We start from the raw sequence: 15,358 nt of genomic DNA on the forward strand, positions 1-15,358 counted from the left end.
CGAGGGGGCTTCGGCCCCCTCATCTCTCTACAGTGCCGCGATCACGGCCTTCGCGACATCGGCAGTGCCGTTGCTGCCGCCGAACTCGAACGGCTTGATGCCGTCGGCATAGACCTTGTCGACGGCACGCTCGATGTTCTCAGCCGCTTCGGCCGCGCTCTCGAGGCCGTGCTTGTCGGCGAGCCAGTCCAGCATCATCGCGACCGACAGGATCATCGCAGTCGGATTGGCCTTGCCCTGGCCCATGATGTCGGGCGCTGTGCCGTGGCACGGCTGGAACACCGCGTGACGATCGCCGATGTCGGCCGACGGCGCCATGCCCATGCCGCCGATCAGCCCCGCCGTCATGTCCGAGAGGATGTCGCCGAACATGTTCTCCATCACCATGACATCGAAATCCCAAGGACGCTTCACCAAGAGCGCCGAGCAGGCGTCGACGTAGAGGCGATCGGTTCTCACATCCGGATGGCGTTTGGCGGCCTCGTCGAACATCTCGCGGAAGAACGCAAACGCCTTGAACACATTCGCCTTGTCGACGCAGGTCAGCCCGCCACCCACGCGGCCCCGCGCCTTGCGCCGCGCGGCGAGGCGGAAGGAGAATTCGAACAGCCGCTCCGATGTCTTGCGCGTGATGACCAGCGTTTCGCGCGCCTCGCTGTCGGTGACGACACCCTTGCCCATTGAAGCGAACAGGCCTTCGGTCGATTCCCTGACAACGACGAGGTCGATACCCTTCTTGTCGGCACCGACGATCGGGCTCGGCACGCCGGGGATGAGACGCGCCGGACGCACGCCGGCATAGAGGTCGAAGTGAAAGCGCAGCTCGACCTGCGGCATGATCTCGGTGTTATCGGGATAGCGCACCGACGGCAGGCCGCACGCGCCGAGCAGGATCGCGTCCGCCTCCTCGCAGAGCCGCACCGTGGTATCAGGCATCGACTTGCCGGTCTCCTGGTAGTTGACGGCGCCGGCCGGCGCCTCGGTGAGGCGGAATCTCAGATCCGTTCGCGCCTCGATCTTGCGCAGCACCTCGAGCGCCGGCGCCATCACCTCCGGGCCGATGCCGTCGCCGCCGAGGACTGCGATATGAAGTGCGTTGTTGGCAGACATGGGATTCCCTTGGGATGAACGAAAGAAAGATGGCCGTCATTGCGAGCGAAGCGAAGCAATCCATATTTCAGCACGGGGAAAGATGGATTGCTTCGTCGCTTACGCTCCTCGCAATGACGACGATGGAGCCTAAGGCGTCAGCACGGCACGCCCGACCAGTTTACCCTTCTGCAGATCCGTCAGCGCCTCGTTCACCTTGGCGAGCGGCATTGGCGTCACCGGGATCGCAGGAATCTTCTTTGCACGCACCAGATCGAGCAGCTCCTGCGTCTCGCGGAGATTGCCGACATAGCTGCCCTGGATGGTGACGGCCTTGATCGGGATCAGCGGCAGCGCCCAGGGCGCGCCGCCGCCGAACAGACCCACCATCACGAGCTTGCCGCCCTTGGTCAGGCAATCGAAGCCGAGCTGCGCGGTCTGGGCATTGCCGACCAAGTCGATCGCGGCGCGGATCGGCTGGCCGGCCTTTTTCGTCAGTTGCTCCAGCGCATCCGGCGCCATGCCATCGACAGTGGCGAGTGCACCGGCGGCTTCAGCCGCCTCGCGTTTCCTGGCATCGATATCGACCACGACAGCGCCCTTGCCGCCCATCGCCTTCAGCAGCGACAGCGCCATCAGGCCGAGGCCGCCGGCGCCAAAGATCACGATCGGGGTATCGAAATCCTTCTCGACCTTCTTCAGCGCGCTGTAGGTCGTGACGCCGGAGCAGGCGTAGGGTGCGGCCGTGACCGGATCGAGCCCCTTGAGGTTGAGCAGATATTTCGGATGCGGCACGGTCATGTGATCGGCATAGCCGCCGTCGCAATAGACGCCGAGCGCATTCGGCTTGACCGCGCACATGTTCTCGTCGCCGCCGAGGCAGGTCGGGCATTTGCCGCAGCCGAGCCAGGGATAGGCCAGCGCGACATCGCCGATCGTGAGACCGCCCTTGTCGGCTTCCGCGACGTCGGGCCCGAACGCCGCGACCTCGCCGACCGTCTCATGCCCCATCGTGCGCGGCAGCGAGACGCCGCGATCCTTCAGGGACAGCGGCTTGCGGCCGTGGCCGAGATCGTAGCCGCCTTCCCAGATATGCAGGTCGCTGTGGCAGACGCCGGCGGCCTTGACCTTGATCAGCACCTGCGTGCCCGACGGTTGGGGCGTCGGATGATCGACCTCTTGCAGAGGGGCATGGAAATCGACGACCTGGAAACTTTTCATCACTGCTCTCCCGGAGACCTTGTTCTTGCGGTCGAGCTTGCCACGCCCGTCCGCTCAGGACAAACGCTCAAGACCCGTATTTCGAGCGAGGCGGTATGCACATCACTCGAAGACGGCCACGTCACCCGATATTCAGATCAGCGGGTGATGGCAAGCCGCGAGTTGGCCCGGCGCAACCATGCGCAGTTCCGGCACCTCGTCCGCGCAGCGCGCGTCCGCCCGCGGACAACGGGTGCGGAAACGACAACCCGATGGCGGCGCGATCGGCGACGGCGGCTCGCCGACCGGCACGCTGCTGTTAGGGCGGACATCCGGATCGGGTACCGGGATCGCCTCGATCAGCAGCGCGGTATAGGGATGCGCCGGCCTCGCGAAGAGCTGCTCGGATGGTCCGACCTCGCAGAGCCGGCCGAGATACATCACCGCGACACGGTCGCTGACCGCCTTCACGACGGCGAGATCGTGAGCGATGAACAACAGGGTCAGGCCGTAGCGCGCCTTCATCTCTTCGAGCAGATTGAGGATCTGCGCGCGGATCGAGACGTCGAGCGCGGAGACCGGCTCGTCGCAGATGATGAATTCCGGATTGAGCACCAGCGCGCGGGCGATGCAGATGCGCTGGCATTGACCGCCGGAGAATTCATGCGGCAACCGTCCGCTGACCAGCGCCGGATCAAGGCCGACCGCCGACAGCACGTCGGAGACAATCTGCTTGCGCCTGCCCGGATCCTTGACGCCCGAGATCACCAGCGGCTCGGCAACGATATCGCCGATCCGCCGCCGCGGATTGAGCGAGGCGATCGGGTCCTGGAAGATCAGTTGCACGCGTCGGCGCATCTTGCGCAGCGCATCGCCCTGCATGGTGGTGAGATCGTGGCCGTCGAACAGCACCTTGCCCGATACCGCCTGGCGCAACTGCAGCACGGCGCGGCCGAGGGTGGATTTGCCGCAGCCGGATTCGCCGACCAGTCCCAGCGTCTCGCCGCGCGCGATCTCGAGACTGACATCGGAGACCGCGTGGACCGTCTTGCCGCCCACCGAATATTCGACGACGAGGCTTTCGACCTTCAACAGCGGATCGGATGACATCTGTTGCATCATGCGCCGACACCCGCCGCGATCGGATGGAAGCAGGCGTAGAGATGCTCCGGCGTCTCGGCCGCGCGGAGCGGCGGCTTCTCCGCGCTGCAACGGTCGGCGGCATAGCGGCAGCGCGGCGAGAACGAGCAGCCCTTGAGCGGCCGGGTCGGATCGGGCGGGCGCCCCGAAATCGCCGGCAGCGGCGTATGCGGCGCGGCGTCAAGCTTTGGCAGCGCGGCGAGCAACGCCTCGGTGTAGGGCATCCGCATCTGCTTGAACAACGCCGGGGTCGGGGCACGCTCGACCACCCGGCCCGCATACATCACCGCGACCTCATCGGCGCGGCCGGCCACCACGCCGAGATCATGGGTGATGATGATCATCGCCATGTGGCGGCGCTGCTGTTCGCGCGCCAGCAGATCGAGGATCTGGGCCTGGATCGTGACGTCGAGCGCGGTGGTCGGCTCGTCCGCGATCAAGAGCTTCGGTTCGCAGGATAATGCGATCGCGATCGCCACGCGCTGGCGCATGCCGCCGGAGAGCTGATGCGGATATTGCGCCAGCCGCTGCTCGGGCGCGGGGATGCCGACGGCCGCAAGCAGCTCGATGCTGCGAGATTTTGCCTTGGCCAGATCGAGTTCGAGATGCTCCTGGATGGTCTCGATCAACTGGGTGCCGATCGTCAGCACCGGATTGAGCGACGTCATCGGGTCCTGAAACACCACCGCGAGCGAGCGGCCGCGCAACTTGCGCAATTTCTCCGGCGGCAGTTTCAGGAGATCCTGGCCGTCGAACATCACGCGGCCGGACAGCCGGGCCTTTTTCGGCAAAAGCTGCAGGATCGTCCGCGACAGCATGGTCTTGCCGCAACCGGACTCGCCGACGATGCCAAGCGTCCTGCCAGCGCCGACGGCGAGATCGACGTGATCGACCGCCCGCAGATTGCCGCGCGACGTCGGCAGGTCGACCACCGCGTCCTCGACCGAGAGCAGAACGCCGCTCACAGCGCGCCCTGCCTTGGATCGGTGAATGCACGCAGGGTATCGCCGATCAGGTTGAAGGCGAGCACGGTCAGGAACATCGCAATGGCCGGGATGAAGGCGAGCCGCGGCGCCACGTCGAGGCTCTCACGCCCCTCCCCGATCATGCTGCCCCAGCTCGAGATCGGCGGCGGGACGCCGAGGCCGAGGAAAGACAGCGCGCCCTCGACCACGATGGTGACGGCGACGCCGAGCAGGAAGAAGGCGAGCAGCGGCAGCAGCACGTTCGGTAATAGCTCGCGCAGCAGGATGCGCGCGTGCGAGGCACCGAGCGCCTGCGCGGCGATGACGAACTCGCGCCGCGCCAGCGTCAGCGTCGAGGCCCGCGCCACCCGCATGAAGGCGGGAATACCGAGCACGCCGAGGATACAGGTCAGGTTGAAGATCGATTGTCCGAGGAAGGCGGTCACCGCCAGCGCCAGGATCAACGGCGGAAATGCCAGTAGCACGTCCATGCTGCCGACCACCAAGGATTCGAAACGGCCACGGAAATAGCCCGCGAGCATGCCGAGCGCGCCGCCGAAGGTCACCCCGATCACCGGCGCGCAAAGACCGACGATCAGCGAGATCCGCGCGCCATAGATCAGCCGCGACAGCTCGTCCCGGCCGAGCCCGTCAGTGCCGAGCCAATGCTCGACCGAGAACGGCGCCCGCCGCTCCAGCATGTCCATGTCGGTCGGGCTCGGCAGCGGCAGCAAATCGGCAAAGATCGCAACCGCAAACACCAGCGCCATCCAGCCGATGGCAAACCAGAACAGCATTCCGAGCCGGCGCCCGCGCCGTGCCGGCCGCGCACCGGTCTGCTCGTCGAGGCTGAGCTCAAGCGTGGCCATGTCGGATCCTCGGGTCGAGCACGGCATAGAGCAAATCGACGATGAAGTTCATGATCACGAAACCGGCGGCAACGAGCAGCACGACGCCCTGCAGGATGATGAGGTCGCGGGTGTAGATCGCGCCGACCAGAAGGCGGCCGATCCCGGGCAATGCGAAGATCGTTTCGACGATCACGGTACCCCCGATCAGGCGGCCGATATTGATGCCGGTGATGGTGACGAGCGTCAGCGACGAGGGCTTCAGCGCATGCACGAACAGGATGCGCGACGCCTTCAGGCCCTTCGCCTTGGCGAGCGCGATATAATCCTCCTGCAGCGCCGCGATCATATCGGAGCGCAGCACGCGCATGATGCCCGGCCACTCCGCCAGTGCGAGCGTCAGCGCCGGCAGCACCATGAAGCGCAGATTGGCGAACGGGTCTTCGGTGAACGGCACATAGCCGGTCGCGGGCAGCCAGCGCAGCTCGACCGCGAACAGATAGATCAGCAGGATCGCGGACAGGAAGGTCGGCACCGATAGCATGCCGAAGGCGGATCCGGTCATGAAACGATCGAATGCGCTGCCGGCCCTGGCCGCGCAGGCGATCGCGAGCGGCACGCCGATCGCAAGCCCGATCAGCTCGGCGAAGATCATCAGCTCGAACGACACCGGAATGCGCTCGCTGACGGCTTGCAGCACGGTCTGCCCGGTGCGGAACGAGCGGCCGAAGTCGCCCTGCAGGATGTGCCAGAGCCAGCCGAAATAGCGTAGCCAGAGCGGCTGATCGAGCCCCATGTCGTGACGCAAGGCCGCGACGTTCTCAGGCGTCGCCTGATCGCCGAGGATCACGTAGGCAAGATCACCCGGCAGCAGCGAGGCGATCACGAAGGTCAGCACCGAGACGGCCATCAGCACCGGTATAAGATACAGCAGCCTTCGCGCGACGAAGAACAGCATGAAGGATTATTCCTTCCAGGCGTCGGAGACGTCGAGCACCCCGTTGAACATCTTCGGCACGCCCTTCACTTTCGCGCTCGAGATGGCGTAGTAGGTGTTCTGGAAGGTCCAGAACCAGATCGCCTCCTTGTTGATCAGGCGGCTCGCCGCGCAATAGTCCTCAGTGCGCTTGGCGACGTCAGCGGTGGTGCGCGCGTGCTCGAGCAGGTGGTCGAGCTCCGGGTCGGAGAAGTTCGCCAGTGCCACCGGGCTGCCGGTGTGGAAATTGGCGTACATCTGCGGATCGGGATCGGCAAGATCGACGATGCGCCACGGCGTCAGCTGGAACTGGCGCATGAAGGCGCGCGGCACGATGGTGGCCTGATCGACCTGATCGATCTCCATGTTGGCGCCGATCCGTTTCCAGAATTGCTGCAGCACCTGGCCGATGGTACGTCCGCGCGGCGTCGCGGACACGATCATCTTGAAATCAACCGGTTTGCCGTAATCCTTGAGCAGCGCCTTGGCCTTGGCGACGTCCTCCGGCAGCGCGCCGTCGTCCTTGCATTTGACCCAGGAGCCATCGCCATAGGGATTGGTGGCCGGCCGCGCGAGACCGTTGGTGACCGCCTGTGACATCTTCTTGCGGTCGAGCGCCATCACCAGCGCCTGGCGCACGCGGACGTCGTCGAACGGCGGAGCCTTGGTGTTGAAGGCATAAACCTGCGCGCCCGAACCGGCATAGGTGTGCACGGCGAGGCTCGGATCCTTCTGAGCCCGGAGGATGTTGTCGGCGTCGTATTCGTCGTCCCAGATGATGTCGGCTTCACCCGATTGCAGCGAGGCAAAGCGCGACTGCGCGTCCGGCAGCGGCTTCAGGACGATGCGGTCGAGGTAGGGCTTGCCCTTGTCCCAGTAGTCCGGGTTCTTCTCCAGCACCATGCGGTCGCCGGCATTCCAGGATTTCAGGATGTAGGGACCGGTGCCGACCGGGTTGCGATTATAGTCGTCGCCCTTGGTCTTCCATGCGGTCGGGGACTGCATGACGTTGTTGGAGCTTTGAATCGACTGCGTCGCCGGGAAGTTCACCGACGGGTCGCTGAAATGATAGATCACCGTCAAATCATCGACCACCTCCACGCTGGTGATGGCGGTGATGTAGAACGCGCAGCGGCACTTGTTGGCGGGATCCTTCTGGCGGTCGAAATTCTCCTTCACGGCCTGCGCATTGAATGGCGTGCCGTCGCTGAATTTGACGTTCGGGCGAAGCTTGATGGTCCAGGTCTTGAAGTCGTCGGAATGCACCCACGACAATGCGAGTTTCGGCTGCGGTTCGCCCTTGTCGTCGAGCGTGGTCAGCGTGTCGAAGATCGCCGCCGCCGCAGTATTGGCCGATGTGTCGTAGACGCCGACCTTGAGGGGATCGAAGCCCGGAATGTCCAGTTCCTGGCCGACGGTGAGCGCGCCGCCCGACTTCTGCGCGCTAGCGGGCATCGCGAATGCCGCCGAAGCAAATCCCGCGACAAGAAATAAACGCGCAAGCGCTTGCGCGCGGATGACCGGCTTCATCGATGCTCCCTCCGAGGTCCTCAGCGTCCGGTGTTCCGGATCGTCGTGTGATGTCAGGCACATTGTCCGGAATCGCCGCGCGCGGCAAGACCGTAACAAGGATGAAAGGCCGCAGGTTAGCTGCGCGCCGTTTTCGGCGATTGCGCGGCAAAACCTGCGATCTCATTCTCGGAGAGGCCGATCTCCTTCAGATAGGACAGCGTATGCTCGCCGAGCGTCGACATCCGTTTGCCGGCAGCAACCGTCGCGCCGGACATCCGGAACGGCAGATTGAGCACCTTGAAGCTGCCGCCGCCGTCCTCGACCTCGGCCAGCCCGCCGCGATGGGCTATTTGTGGATCGGCCAGCGCTTCGCGCACGGTGCGGTAGGCCGACGACGGCACGCCATATTCGTTGAGCGCCGCAAGGCAGGCTTGCGTGCTGATCGCACGTGACCAGACCTCGACGCCCTCCATCAGGCTCGCCCAATTGTCCCGCCGATCGGAATATCTTGCAAAGCGCGGATCGGACACCCATTCGGGATGGTCGATCACCTGCATCAGGCTCTGGAACGTCTTCTCGCTGGCGATCGCCACCATCACGTAGCCGTCGGTGGTTTCGATCGGCCCGAACATCGGACGCTGCGCCGGCTTCACCTCGAATTGCGACCACTGCAGTTCGTTCAAGGTCAGGCTCAGCATCGATTCCAGCATCGAGACGTCGATGTGCTGCCCCTTGCCACCGGCGCTGCACTGATAGAGCGCAGCCGAGATCGCGCCGAATGCGTAAACCCCGGTCAGCACGTCGGCGTGGTAGATGCCGCAATAGTCCGGCCGGCTGCGGCCCGGCTGGTAGGCGAGATGCGCCATTTCGTAGCCGGAGGCGGCATGGATCACCGGTGCATAGGCCGGCAATTCCGCCGACGGTCCGGTCTGGCCGTAACCCGAGATCGAGCAATAGATCAGCTTCGGATTGATGTCCCTGACGGAGGCATGGTCGAGCTTCAGCCGCCGCATCACGCCGGGACGGAAATTCTCGACCAGCACATCCGCGGTCGCGATCAGCCGGCGCACCGCCTCGACGCCTTCAGGCGACTTCAGGTCGAGCACGACACTCTTCTTGCCGATATTGAGCTGGCCGAAGGCCGTCGAGCAATTATTCCTGACCGGCGGGCGGGTCCGCATCGTCTCGCCCTCGGTGGTTTCGATCTTGATCACCTCGGCGCCCATGTCAGCAAGCATCCGGGTGCAATGAGGGCCGGCGATCGTGGTCGAAAAATCGAGCACGCGAAGGCCGCCGAAACTCCGTGTCAAACTCCCCTCATCGTTGCCGGCTATTGTCGTATCCAAGGCTTCCTCCACGCGCGGTTCTTCATTGCTCGATGTCGCGCGACCCTAGAGTGAGCTGCACGGACAGGAAAGCGTCTCGTCCAGACCGGGCCGCCGGCCGTCTTGCATTTTAATCAGCACCAAACTGGACCTAATCTTGCATAGTTCTTCACGGGCTGGAACGAGGGCGCTTGTTGAAGGTCTTATTCGTTACGACGGAGATGGACGATTTTGTCCGCGTGGGCGGGCTTGCCGCTGTTTCCGCGGCTCTTCCCCGGGCCTTACGCCCATGGAGCGACGTCAGGATCATGCTTCCCGGTTACCGGGACGTGGTCGAGCAGTTCACTCATATTGAAATTGTTGGGCAATGCGCCCCGCTTGCCGAGATGCCGGCCTGCACGCTCGGGCGCGCATCGACCAAGGACGGGCTGCCGGTCTATGTGCTGTTGTGCCCGCAACTCTACGACCGGCCGGGCAATCCGTACGGCGACGAGTTGGGCCGCGACTGGCCGGACAACGACATCCGCTTCGGCCGTTTTGCCTCAGCCGCTGCCGAACTTGCAGCCGGGACCTTGGACAAGAATTGGGCAGCGGACCTCGTCCATGCCAATGACTGGCAGGCGGCGCTCACACCGGCTTACCTCGCCTGGCGGGGGCTGCAGATTCCATCGATACTGACCATCCACAACCTCGCCTATCAGGGCCTGTTTCCGAGGGACTCGCTGCGGCGGATCGGCGCACCGGAAAGCTCCTTCCACATCGACGGACTCGAATTCTACGACAAGCTCTCCTTTCTCAAGGGCGGGCTCGTCTACGCTTCGCATTTGACCACGGTCAGCGCGACCTATGCGAGGGAGATCACGACCACCGAGCTCGGCTGCGGGCTCGAAGGCCTGCTGCGCGTCCGCTCCGACGCCGACCAGCTCACCGGCATCCTGAACGGCATCGACGAGAGCTGGGATCCGCGCTTCTGCGCGCAGCTTTCAAAACACTTCGGCGCCGGCGACTGGCAAGGCAAACAGGCCAACGCCGACTACGTCCGCAGGCAGTTCGGGCTCGCGCTCTCGCGCGGACCGATCTTCGGCCTGGTCGCCCGCCTCGTGCACCAGAAGGGCGTCGACCTCGTGCTGTCGGCGGCCGACGCGATCATCGGGGACGGCGGACAGATCGTCGTTACCGGCAGCGGCGAGCCCGCGATCGAGGATGCGCTGGTGGCCGCGCACCGGCGCCGGCCGGACGCGATCGGCGTCGTGATCGGCTTCAACGACACAGGCGCGCCGGATTTTTGCCGGCAGCGATTTCACCCTGACGCCGTCGCGCTTCGAACCCTGCGGGCTGAGCCAGATGTATGCGCAGCGCTTCGGTTCGCTGCCGATCGGCCACCAGACCGGTGGCCTTGCCGAGACCATCACCGACGGCGAGACCGGCTTCCTGTTCTCGCAGCCCTCGGCCGAGTCCTTCCTTGGCGGCGTCCGGCGGGCGTTCGACGCCTACCGCGCCAAGGATCGCCTCGATACCATGCGCCGCAGCGCGATGGCCAAATCCTACAGCTGGGATTTGTCGGCCACCTGCTACAGCGCGCTCTACAAGAGGCTGATCGTGCCGCGGGCGGCGTAGACTTGTCCTGACAGACCAAGGACCTGTATCACACCTACGGTCTTGTCTCCGTGAGGATCTGCTCAATGACGCACATTGCTTTCCGCCGAGCTGAAGCGGCCGATCTTCCGGCGATCGTTGCTCTGCTGGCGAACGATATTCTGGGCCAGCAGCGAGAGGACGTCAGCTCTCCGCTGAACCCGCACTATGTCGACGCGTTCCAGGCCATCCTTGCCGATCCCAACCAGTTGCAGATGGTCGCGACCTCAGGCGATGAGGTGATCGGCGCCCTTCAACTCACGTTCATTCCCGGACTGGCACGCAAGGGCGCCTGGCGCGGACAGATCGAGGCGGTCAGAATCGCGGAAACGCACCGGGGATCGGGTGTTGGGCAGCAGATGTTCGAGTGGGCGATCGACCAGTGCAGAGCGCGAGGCTGCAATCTCGTCCAGTTGACGACCGACAAGACACGCGCTGATGCCCACCGCTTCTATGACCGGCTGGGATTCGTCGATAGCCACCTGGGCTACAAGTTGACGCTTTGACGTTTGCGCCGTCCGGTTCGCCTCACGCCGTCCGCCGCGTCTCCGGCATCACCAGCCAGATCATCATAAGCCCAAGCGCGGCGACCCCGGCGAGCCCCATGAAAGCTGTGCTGCTGCCGAGCTTGTCGCTGACATAGCCGGCCAGGATCGTGCTGAGCGAGGCGCCGATACCGACTGCCGTGCCGACGATGCCCTGCGCCAGATTGAAATGGCCGCTGCCGAAGGCGACGTCGGCCACCACCAGCGGCACCATCACGCTGAACACCGCCGCGGTGATGCCGTCGAAGACTTGCACTGCGACCAAGAGATAGGGATCGGTCACCGTCGCAAACAGCAGGCCGCGGATCACGAGCGAGGCGAACGCGATCAGCAGCAGCGGCCGCCTTCCCCAGGCCTGCGCCTTGCGGCCGACCGAGGGCGAGGCAAGTGCTACGATCGCCTGAGGCACGATGATGCAGGCGGCGATCAGGACCGGCGCCCACTGGCTCGACCGCGTCGTGACCACGCCGGCCATCAGCGGCAGCATCGCGGCGTTGCCGAGCTGGAACAGCATCACGCTGCCGGCAAAGATCAGCAGCGTCCGCTGGCACACAAGGCTCCAGACGCTGGTTGCTTTCTTGTCGGGCTGTTCGCGCTTCACCTCGCCATGGGCCTGTGCGATGTCGATCTCGCGTTCGCGGATCCGCGACAGCGATAGCAGCGTCGGGATCGCAAGGATGAAGGTGACGAGGAACACCGAGCGGCTCGACAGCAGGTAGCCGCAGGCGCCCATCAGCGCCGCGGCCGAGCCGTTGCCGAGCGAGGCGAAACGCGCATTGCGCCCCAACCTCTCTCCGATCGCAAGCGGCCCGACCAAGCCGAGGCTGATCGCCGCGATCGCCGGACCAAGCACGCAGCTTGCGAGCGCATGAAATGTCGCGGCCAGCGCCACCACCGGGAAGATCGGCCACAGCGCATAGGCCAGCGCGCTGACGCCGATGGTGGCCACCGCAAACCCCGCGACGACCCGCTCGGAGCGCGCCGCATCGACGATCGCGCCGCCCGGCATTTGACCGAGCAAGCCGATGACGCCGCCGATCGAGAGCACGAAGCCGATCTCGACCTGGGTCCATTTCTGCGTCGTCAGATAGACCGCGACGAACGGACCGAAGCCGGTCTGAACGTCGGCCAGGAAGAAGATGAACCAGTCGAGCCCGTGCTGGCTTTCGCGCGACGGCGTGCGCGGCTCCTCCGGCTTGGGTTGATCTAGAACTAGGGGCACAACATTGGTGTCGCCGGCTGATCGCTTGCCACGACCGTCGCCAACCGTCTCGAAGGGGTTCGGACGCGCGACCAGCTTCATTCCCCTAATGTTCGTCGTCCCACGGGTGGAGGCTTCCGGCCGCGCCCAGCACGATCAGCGGTGTGTCTTCCTTGTATTCGGGCGCCGCGCTAACCTGCTGCTTGGTCAAATCCAGGGAGATGCTGTCGCTCTTGTTGGAAACCCAGGCAAAGCGCAGTGCCTTCCAGTCAACGACGATCTTGCGGCTGCCGACGCCGAGAAACCCGCCAAAGTCGATCACCGCGGCGCGAACCTTGCCGTCGCGGTCGACGATGACGTCGACGATACGGCCCATATCCTCATTGGCCGCACTTACCACGTCGCGCCCGAGAATGCCGTGCGCGTCGCGGGCCCCGATCACGGTAACGGACGGCGGCGGCGCTGGTTGCTTCGCAGTTTCCTTGGCAGGTTCCTTGGCAGGTTCCTTGGCCTGTTCCTTCGGTGCGGCGTTTGCCGGTGGAGGCGCTGTATCATCGGCTGCGCGGACGACGGCAGACGCCAGCAACGCCACCGCGGCGAGCGTGAACAAGATTCTCGAACGCATAAAACTCTCCCACGATGTTCCTGACCTCACGCGAGGCGACCGCGCGACTGTTCTTAATGCGTCAACACGATCGAGACCTGGATCTGCCCGCGCGTGCGCAATACTTCGAGCGACACTTCGCCGTTATGGCGGCGCAGCCGCAGGTCGACGCTGGAGGCGCCGAGCCGCAGGTCGCGCAACACCACCTCGTTGAGGAATTCCGGCAAATGCGGATCACGCAGGCGGATCTCGCCGCGTGCGGTGTCGAATTCGAGTCCGAGTGCGGCCTCCAGCAGGGTGAAGGGCGTTGCACTCGCCCAGGCCTGTGGCGCGCAGGCCACCGGATAAAGCACCGGACCGCGCCGGCGCTCGCGGCGGAAGCCGCAAAACAACTCGGGCAACCGCCGCAGCTCCATATAGCTCGCTGCGTCGAACAGCCCCTTGAACAGATGTGCCACCGAATGCTTCAGGCCGTAGCGGGCGAGACCAAGTGCGATCAGCGCATTGTCGTGCGGCCAGATCGAGCCGTCATGATAGGACATCGGATTGTAGCGCGCTTCGCCGACCGCGACGGTGCGGATGCCCCAGCCCGAAAAGAACTTCTGGCTCATCAGGTCGACGGCGACCAATCGCGCGCGGTCCTGGCGCACGATACCGGAAAACAGCAGCTGGCCGGCATTGGACGTGCGCACCTTGCACTGTTGCTTGGCGCCGTCGAGCGCCAGCGCATAGGTGCCGAGCTCCTCGCACCAGAACGCCGCCTCGAAGCGCTCGCGCAGACGTTCGGCCTCGCCCTCCAGCTTCTCGGCTTTCTCGGGCATGCCAAGCCGCCCAGCCGCACGCGCGGCGAGCCGCTTGCCGGCAAACACATAGCCCTGCACTTCGCACAGTGCGATGTATCCTTCGGCCAACCGTCCGTCGGCATGGAAAATGGCGTCGAAGGAATCCTTCCAGCCTTGATTCTGAAGACCCTGCTCGGTGGCGCGCTGATACTCGACGAAGCCGTCGCGGTCGGGATCGCCCGGTCCATCGATCCATTGCAATCCGGCTTCGACCGCGGGCCACAGCTCGCGCAGCGTCTCCTCGTCGCCGGTGCGCTCGAGATAGAGCCCGGCCAGCAGCACGAACAGCGGCGTCGAATCGACGCTGCCGTAATATTGCGCGAACGGAACTTCGCGCAGCGCCGCCATCTCGCCGCCGCGCATCTCGTGCAGGATCTTGCCCGGCGCAGCATCCGCAAGCGGGTCGACGGTCTTCGCCTGGAAGAAGGCCAGCCGCTTCAGCACGCCTCGGGCGATCCGCGGATCGACCCACAGCATCTGCATCGCGGTGATCAGGCCGTCACGGCCGAACGTCGTCGAGTACCAGGGGATGCCGGCATAGGGGTAGCGGCCCTGTGGTGTCTCGGTCATCAGCATATTGAGGTCGGCCATCGCCTGGCACAGCACCTCGTTGAAGATGTTGTTGGAGGTCTCGATGCTGGCCGCACCGGCCGTCGATTGCCGCATCTCGCGGCGATGGGCGAGCAGCCCGCGGAAGAACGGCACCGGCTTCTGCATGATCGGCTTGTTGCAGGACACCGCGACGAACAACGAGGTGGCCTGCGCCGGCGCGAGATCGAAATGATAGGTCGCCGCATTCACCGACAGCCGGGTCGGCCGCGGATCGAAATGCAGCGCCGTGATCCGCGATTGATCGTCGAGGCCGGAATATTCCAGCACCACGTCGGTTGGCCCCAGGAGCTTGCTTGTCGCCGCGCCGCGCCGCGGGCGGCGCTCACCACGCACCTCGAACAGATCGGCAAAGTCGTTGTCGAACAGCAGCGTGAGATCAAAGCTCGCCGGACAGTCGCCGTGATTCTGCAGGCCGATGCGCTGATAGGCAGTGCCGCGCCACAGGAAGATCGAGCGCACGATGTGCAGCGTATCCTTCTGCAGCACCAGGCGGCCGTTACGATAGACGTCGGAATTGGTAAGGTCGACCGACAACGCCGAATTGTCGTCCCGCATGTTGGAGCCGAGCAGCAGCGGCTGCACCTCCTCCAGCACCATTTCGAGCCGCGCAAGGTAGCGCGTATCGGCGTTGAACAGCCCGTCGGGGCCGCCGGCCGAAGCGCCGATGTCGCCGTGGCTATCGAGCACGATGAAGGTGTCGTCGTGCTTAAGCGAACGCCGCGGCCGCGCCGCCGGCCCGGTCATCGGAATGTAGAACGGCGATTCCACGATGATCTGCTCGGCGATGCGAGCGCTGATCTGCGTAACGACGTCGGCTGCCATCTGGACCTCGGGCGACTTTTATTGCTGCGACGAACGCAATGG

At 64.7% G+C, this 15,358-nt stretch carries 12 protein-coding genes and 1 pseudogene; 2 read left to right on the plus strand and 11 right to left on the minus strand.

The window, feature by feature from the left end:
* Window positions 1-27: 27 nt before the first annotated feature.
* The 8 genes from ACP2YO_RS32535 to ACP2YO_RS32570 form a co-directional block, all read right to left on the minus strand.
* The gene (locus ACP2YO_RS32535; RefSeq protein ID WP_426435225.1) at window positions 28-1,110 is read right to left on the minus strand and encodes an isocitrate/isopropylmalate dehydrogenase family protein; all 1,083 of its coding nucleotides are present in this window, start codon (window positions 1,108-1,110) and stop codon (window positions 28-30) included.
* A 129-nt stretch (window positions 1,111-1,239) separates the two neighbouring features.
* The gene (locus ACP2YO_RS32540) at window positions 1,240-2,310 is read right to left on the minus strand and encodes an alcohol dehydrogenase (protein ID WP_426435226.1); all 1,071 of its coding nucleotides are present in this window, start codon (window positions 2,308-2,310) and stop codon (window positions 1,240-1,242) included.
* Window positions 2,311-2,442: 132 nt separating this feature from the next.
* Entirely contained in the window at window positions 2,443-3,399 is a 957-nt protein-coding gene (locus ACP2YO_RS32545) for an ABC transporter ATP-binding protein (protein WP_426435227.1), read from the minus strand.
* Between the two features lie 8 nt (window positions 3,400-3,407).
* Window positions 3,408-4,394, minus strand: a complete 987-nt coding sequence (locus ACP2YO_RS32550; protein WP_426435228.1) for an ABC transporter ATP-binding protein — start codon at window positions 4,392-4,394, stop codon at window positions 3,408-3,410.
* Window positions 4,391-5,263 (minus strand): ABC transporter permease, encoded by an 873-nt coding sequence (locus ACP2YO_RS32555; protein WP_426435229.1) that lies wholly within the window; start codon window positions 5,261-5,263, stop codon window positions 4,391-4,393. Before ACP2YO_RS32555 ends, ACP2YO_RS32550 begins: the two co-directional genes overlap by 4 nt.
* Entirely contained in the window at window positions 5,250-6,200 is a 951-nt protein-coding gene (locus tag ACP2YO_RS32560) for an ABC transporter permease (protein ID WP_426435230.1), read from the minus strand. The genes ACP2YO_RS32555 and ACP2YO_RS32560 overlap by 14 nt, the downstream gene beginning before the upstream one ends.
* Window positions 6,201-6,206: 6 nt before the next feature.
* A complete protein-coding gene (locus ACP2YO_RS32565) occupies window positions 6,207-7,748 on the minus strand; it encodes an ABC transporter substrate-binding protein (RefSeq protein ID WP_426435231.1) in 1,542 nt (513 codons plus the stop codon).
* A gap of 116 nt (window positions 7,749-7,864) precedes the next feature.
* Window positions 7,865-9,076 (minus strand): CaiB/BaiF CoA transferase family protein, encoded by a 1,212-nt coding sequence (locus ACP2YO_RS32570; RefSeq protein ID WP_426435232.1) that lies wholly within the window; start codon window positions 9,074-9,076, stop codon window positions 7,865-7,867.
* A gap of 200 nt (window positions 9,077-9,276) precedes the next feature.
* Here ACP2YO_RS32570 and glgA point away from each other — a divergent pair.
* Both glgA and ACP2YO_RS32580 read left to right on the plus strand, forming a co-directional pair.
* Window positions 9,277-10,672, plus strand: a pseudogene (gene glgA, locus ACP2YO_RS32575) (glycogen synthase GlgA).
* 65 nt (window positions 10,673-10,737) lie between these two features.
* Window positions 10,738-11,196 carry an N-acetyltransferase family protein gene (locus tag ACP2YO_RS32580; protein WP_426435233.1) on the plus strand — a complete coding sequence of 153 codons (459 nt, stop codon included), beginning with the start codon at window positions 10,738-10,740 and terminating at the stop codon, window positions 11,194-11,196.
* Between the two features lie 22 nt (window positions 11,197-11,218).
* Here ACP2YO_RS32580 and ACP2YO_RS32585 read toward each other — a convergent pair whose 3' ends face one another.
* The 3 genes from ACP2YO_RS32585 to ACP2YO_RS32595 are packed head-to-tail and all read right to left on the minus strand — an operon-like array spanning window position 11,219 to window position 15,316.
* Entirely contained in the window at window positions 11,219-12,538 is a 1,320-nt protein-coding gene (locus ACP2YO_RS32585) for an MFS transporter (protein WP_426435234.1), read from the minus strand.
* A 4-nt stretch (window positions 12,539-12,542) separates the two neighbouring features.
* Window positions 12,543-13,061 carry a PRC-barrel domain-containing protein gene (locus tag ACP2YO_RS32590; RefSeq protein ID WP_426435235.1) on the minus strand — a complete coding sequence of 173 codons (519 nt, stop codon included), beginning with the start codon at window positions 13,059-13,061 and terminating at the stop codon, window positions 12,543-12,545.
* Window positions 13,062-13,114: 53 nt separating this feature from the next.
* A complete protein-coding gene (locus ACP2YO_RS32595) occupies window positions 13,115-15,316 on the minus strand; it encodes a glycogen debranching N-terminal domain-containing protein (protein ID WP_426435236.1) in 2,202 nt (733 codons plus the stop codon).
* Window positions 15,317-15,358: the final 42 nt, after the last annotated feature.

Source organism: Bradyrhizobium genosp. P (assembly GCF_049949265.1).
In the GTDB taxonomy this organism is placed as follows: Bacteria; Pseudomonadota; Alphaproteobacteria; order Rhizobiales; family Xanthobacteraceae; genus Bradyrhizobium.

Coding starts and splice junctions, on each gene's coding strand:
- ACP2YO_RS32535 (WP_426435225.1), bottom strand. CDS start 1,110: ATGTCTGCCAACAACGCACTTCATATCGCAGTCCTCGGCGGCGACGGC.
- ACP2YO_RS32540 (WP_426435226.1), bottom strand. CDS start 2,310: ATGAAAAGTTTCCAGGTCGTCGATTTCCATGCCCCTCTGCAAGAGGTC.
- ACP2YO_RS32545 (WP_426435227.1), bottom strand. CDS start 3,399: ATGTCATCCGATCCGCTGTTGAAGGTCGAAAGCCTCGTCGTCGAATAT.
- ACP2YO_RS32555 (WP_426435229.1), bottom strand. CDS start 5,263: ATGGCCACGCTTGAGCTCAGCCTCGACGAGCAGACCGGTGCGCGGCCG.
- ACP2YO_RS32560 (WP_426435230.1), bottom strand. CDS start 6,200: ATGCTGTTCTTCGTCGCGCGAAGGCTGCTGTATCTTATACCGGTGCTG.
- ACP2YO_RS32565 (WP_426435231.1), bottom strand. CDS start 7,748: ATGAAGCCGGTCATCCGCGCGCAAGCGCTTGCGCGTTTATTTCTTGTC.
- ACP2YO_RS32580 (WP_426435233.1), top strand. CDS start 10,738: ATGACGCACATTGCTTTCCGCCGAGCTGAAGCGGCCGATCTTCCGGCG.
- ACP2YO_RS32585 (WP_426435234.1), bottom strand. CDS start 12,538: ATGAAGCTGGTCGCGCGTCCGAACCCCTTCGAGACGGTTGGCGACGGT.
- ACP2YO_RS32590 (WP_426435235.1), bottom strand. CDS start 13,061: ATGCGTTCGAGAATCTTGTTCACGCTCGCCGCGGTGGCGTTGCTGGCG.
- ACP2YO_RS32595 (WP_426435236.1), bottom strand. CDS start 15,316: ATGGCAGCCGACGTCGTTACGCAGATCAGCGCTCGCATCGCCGAGCAG.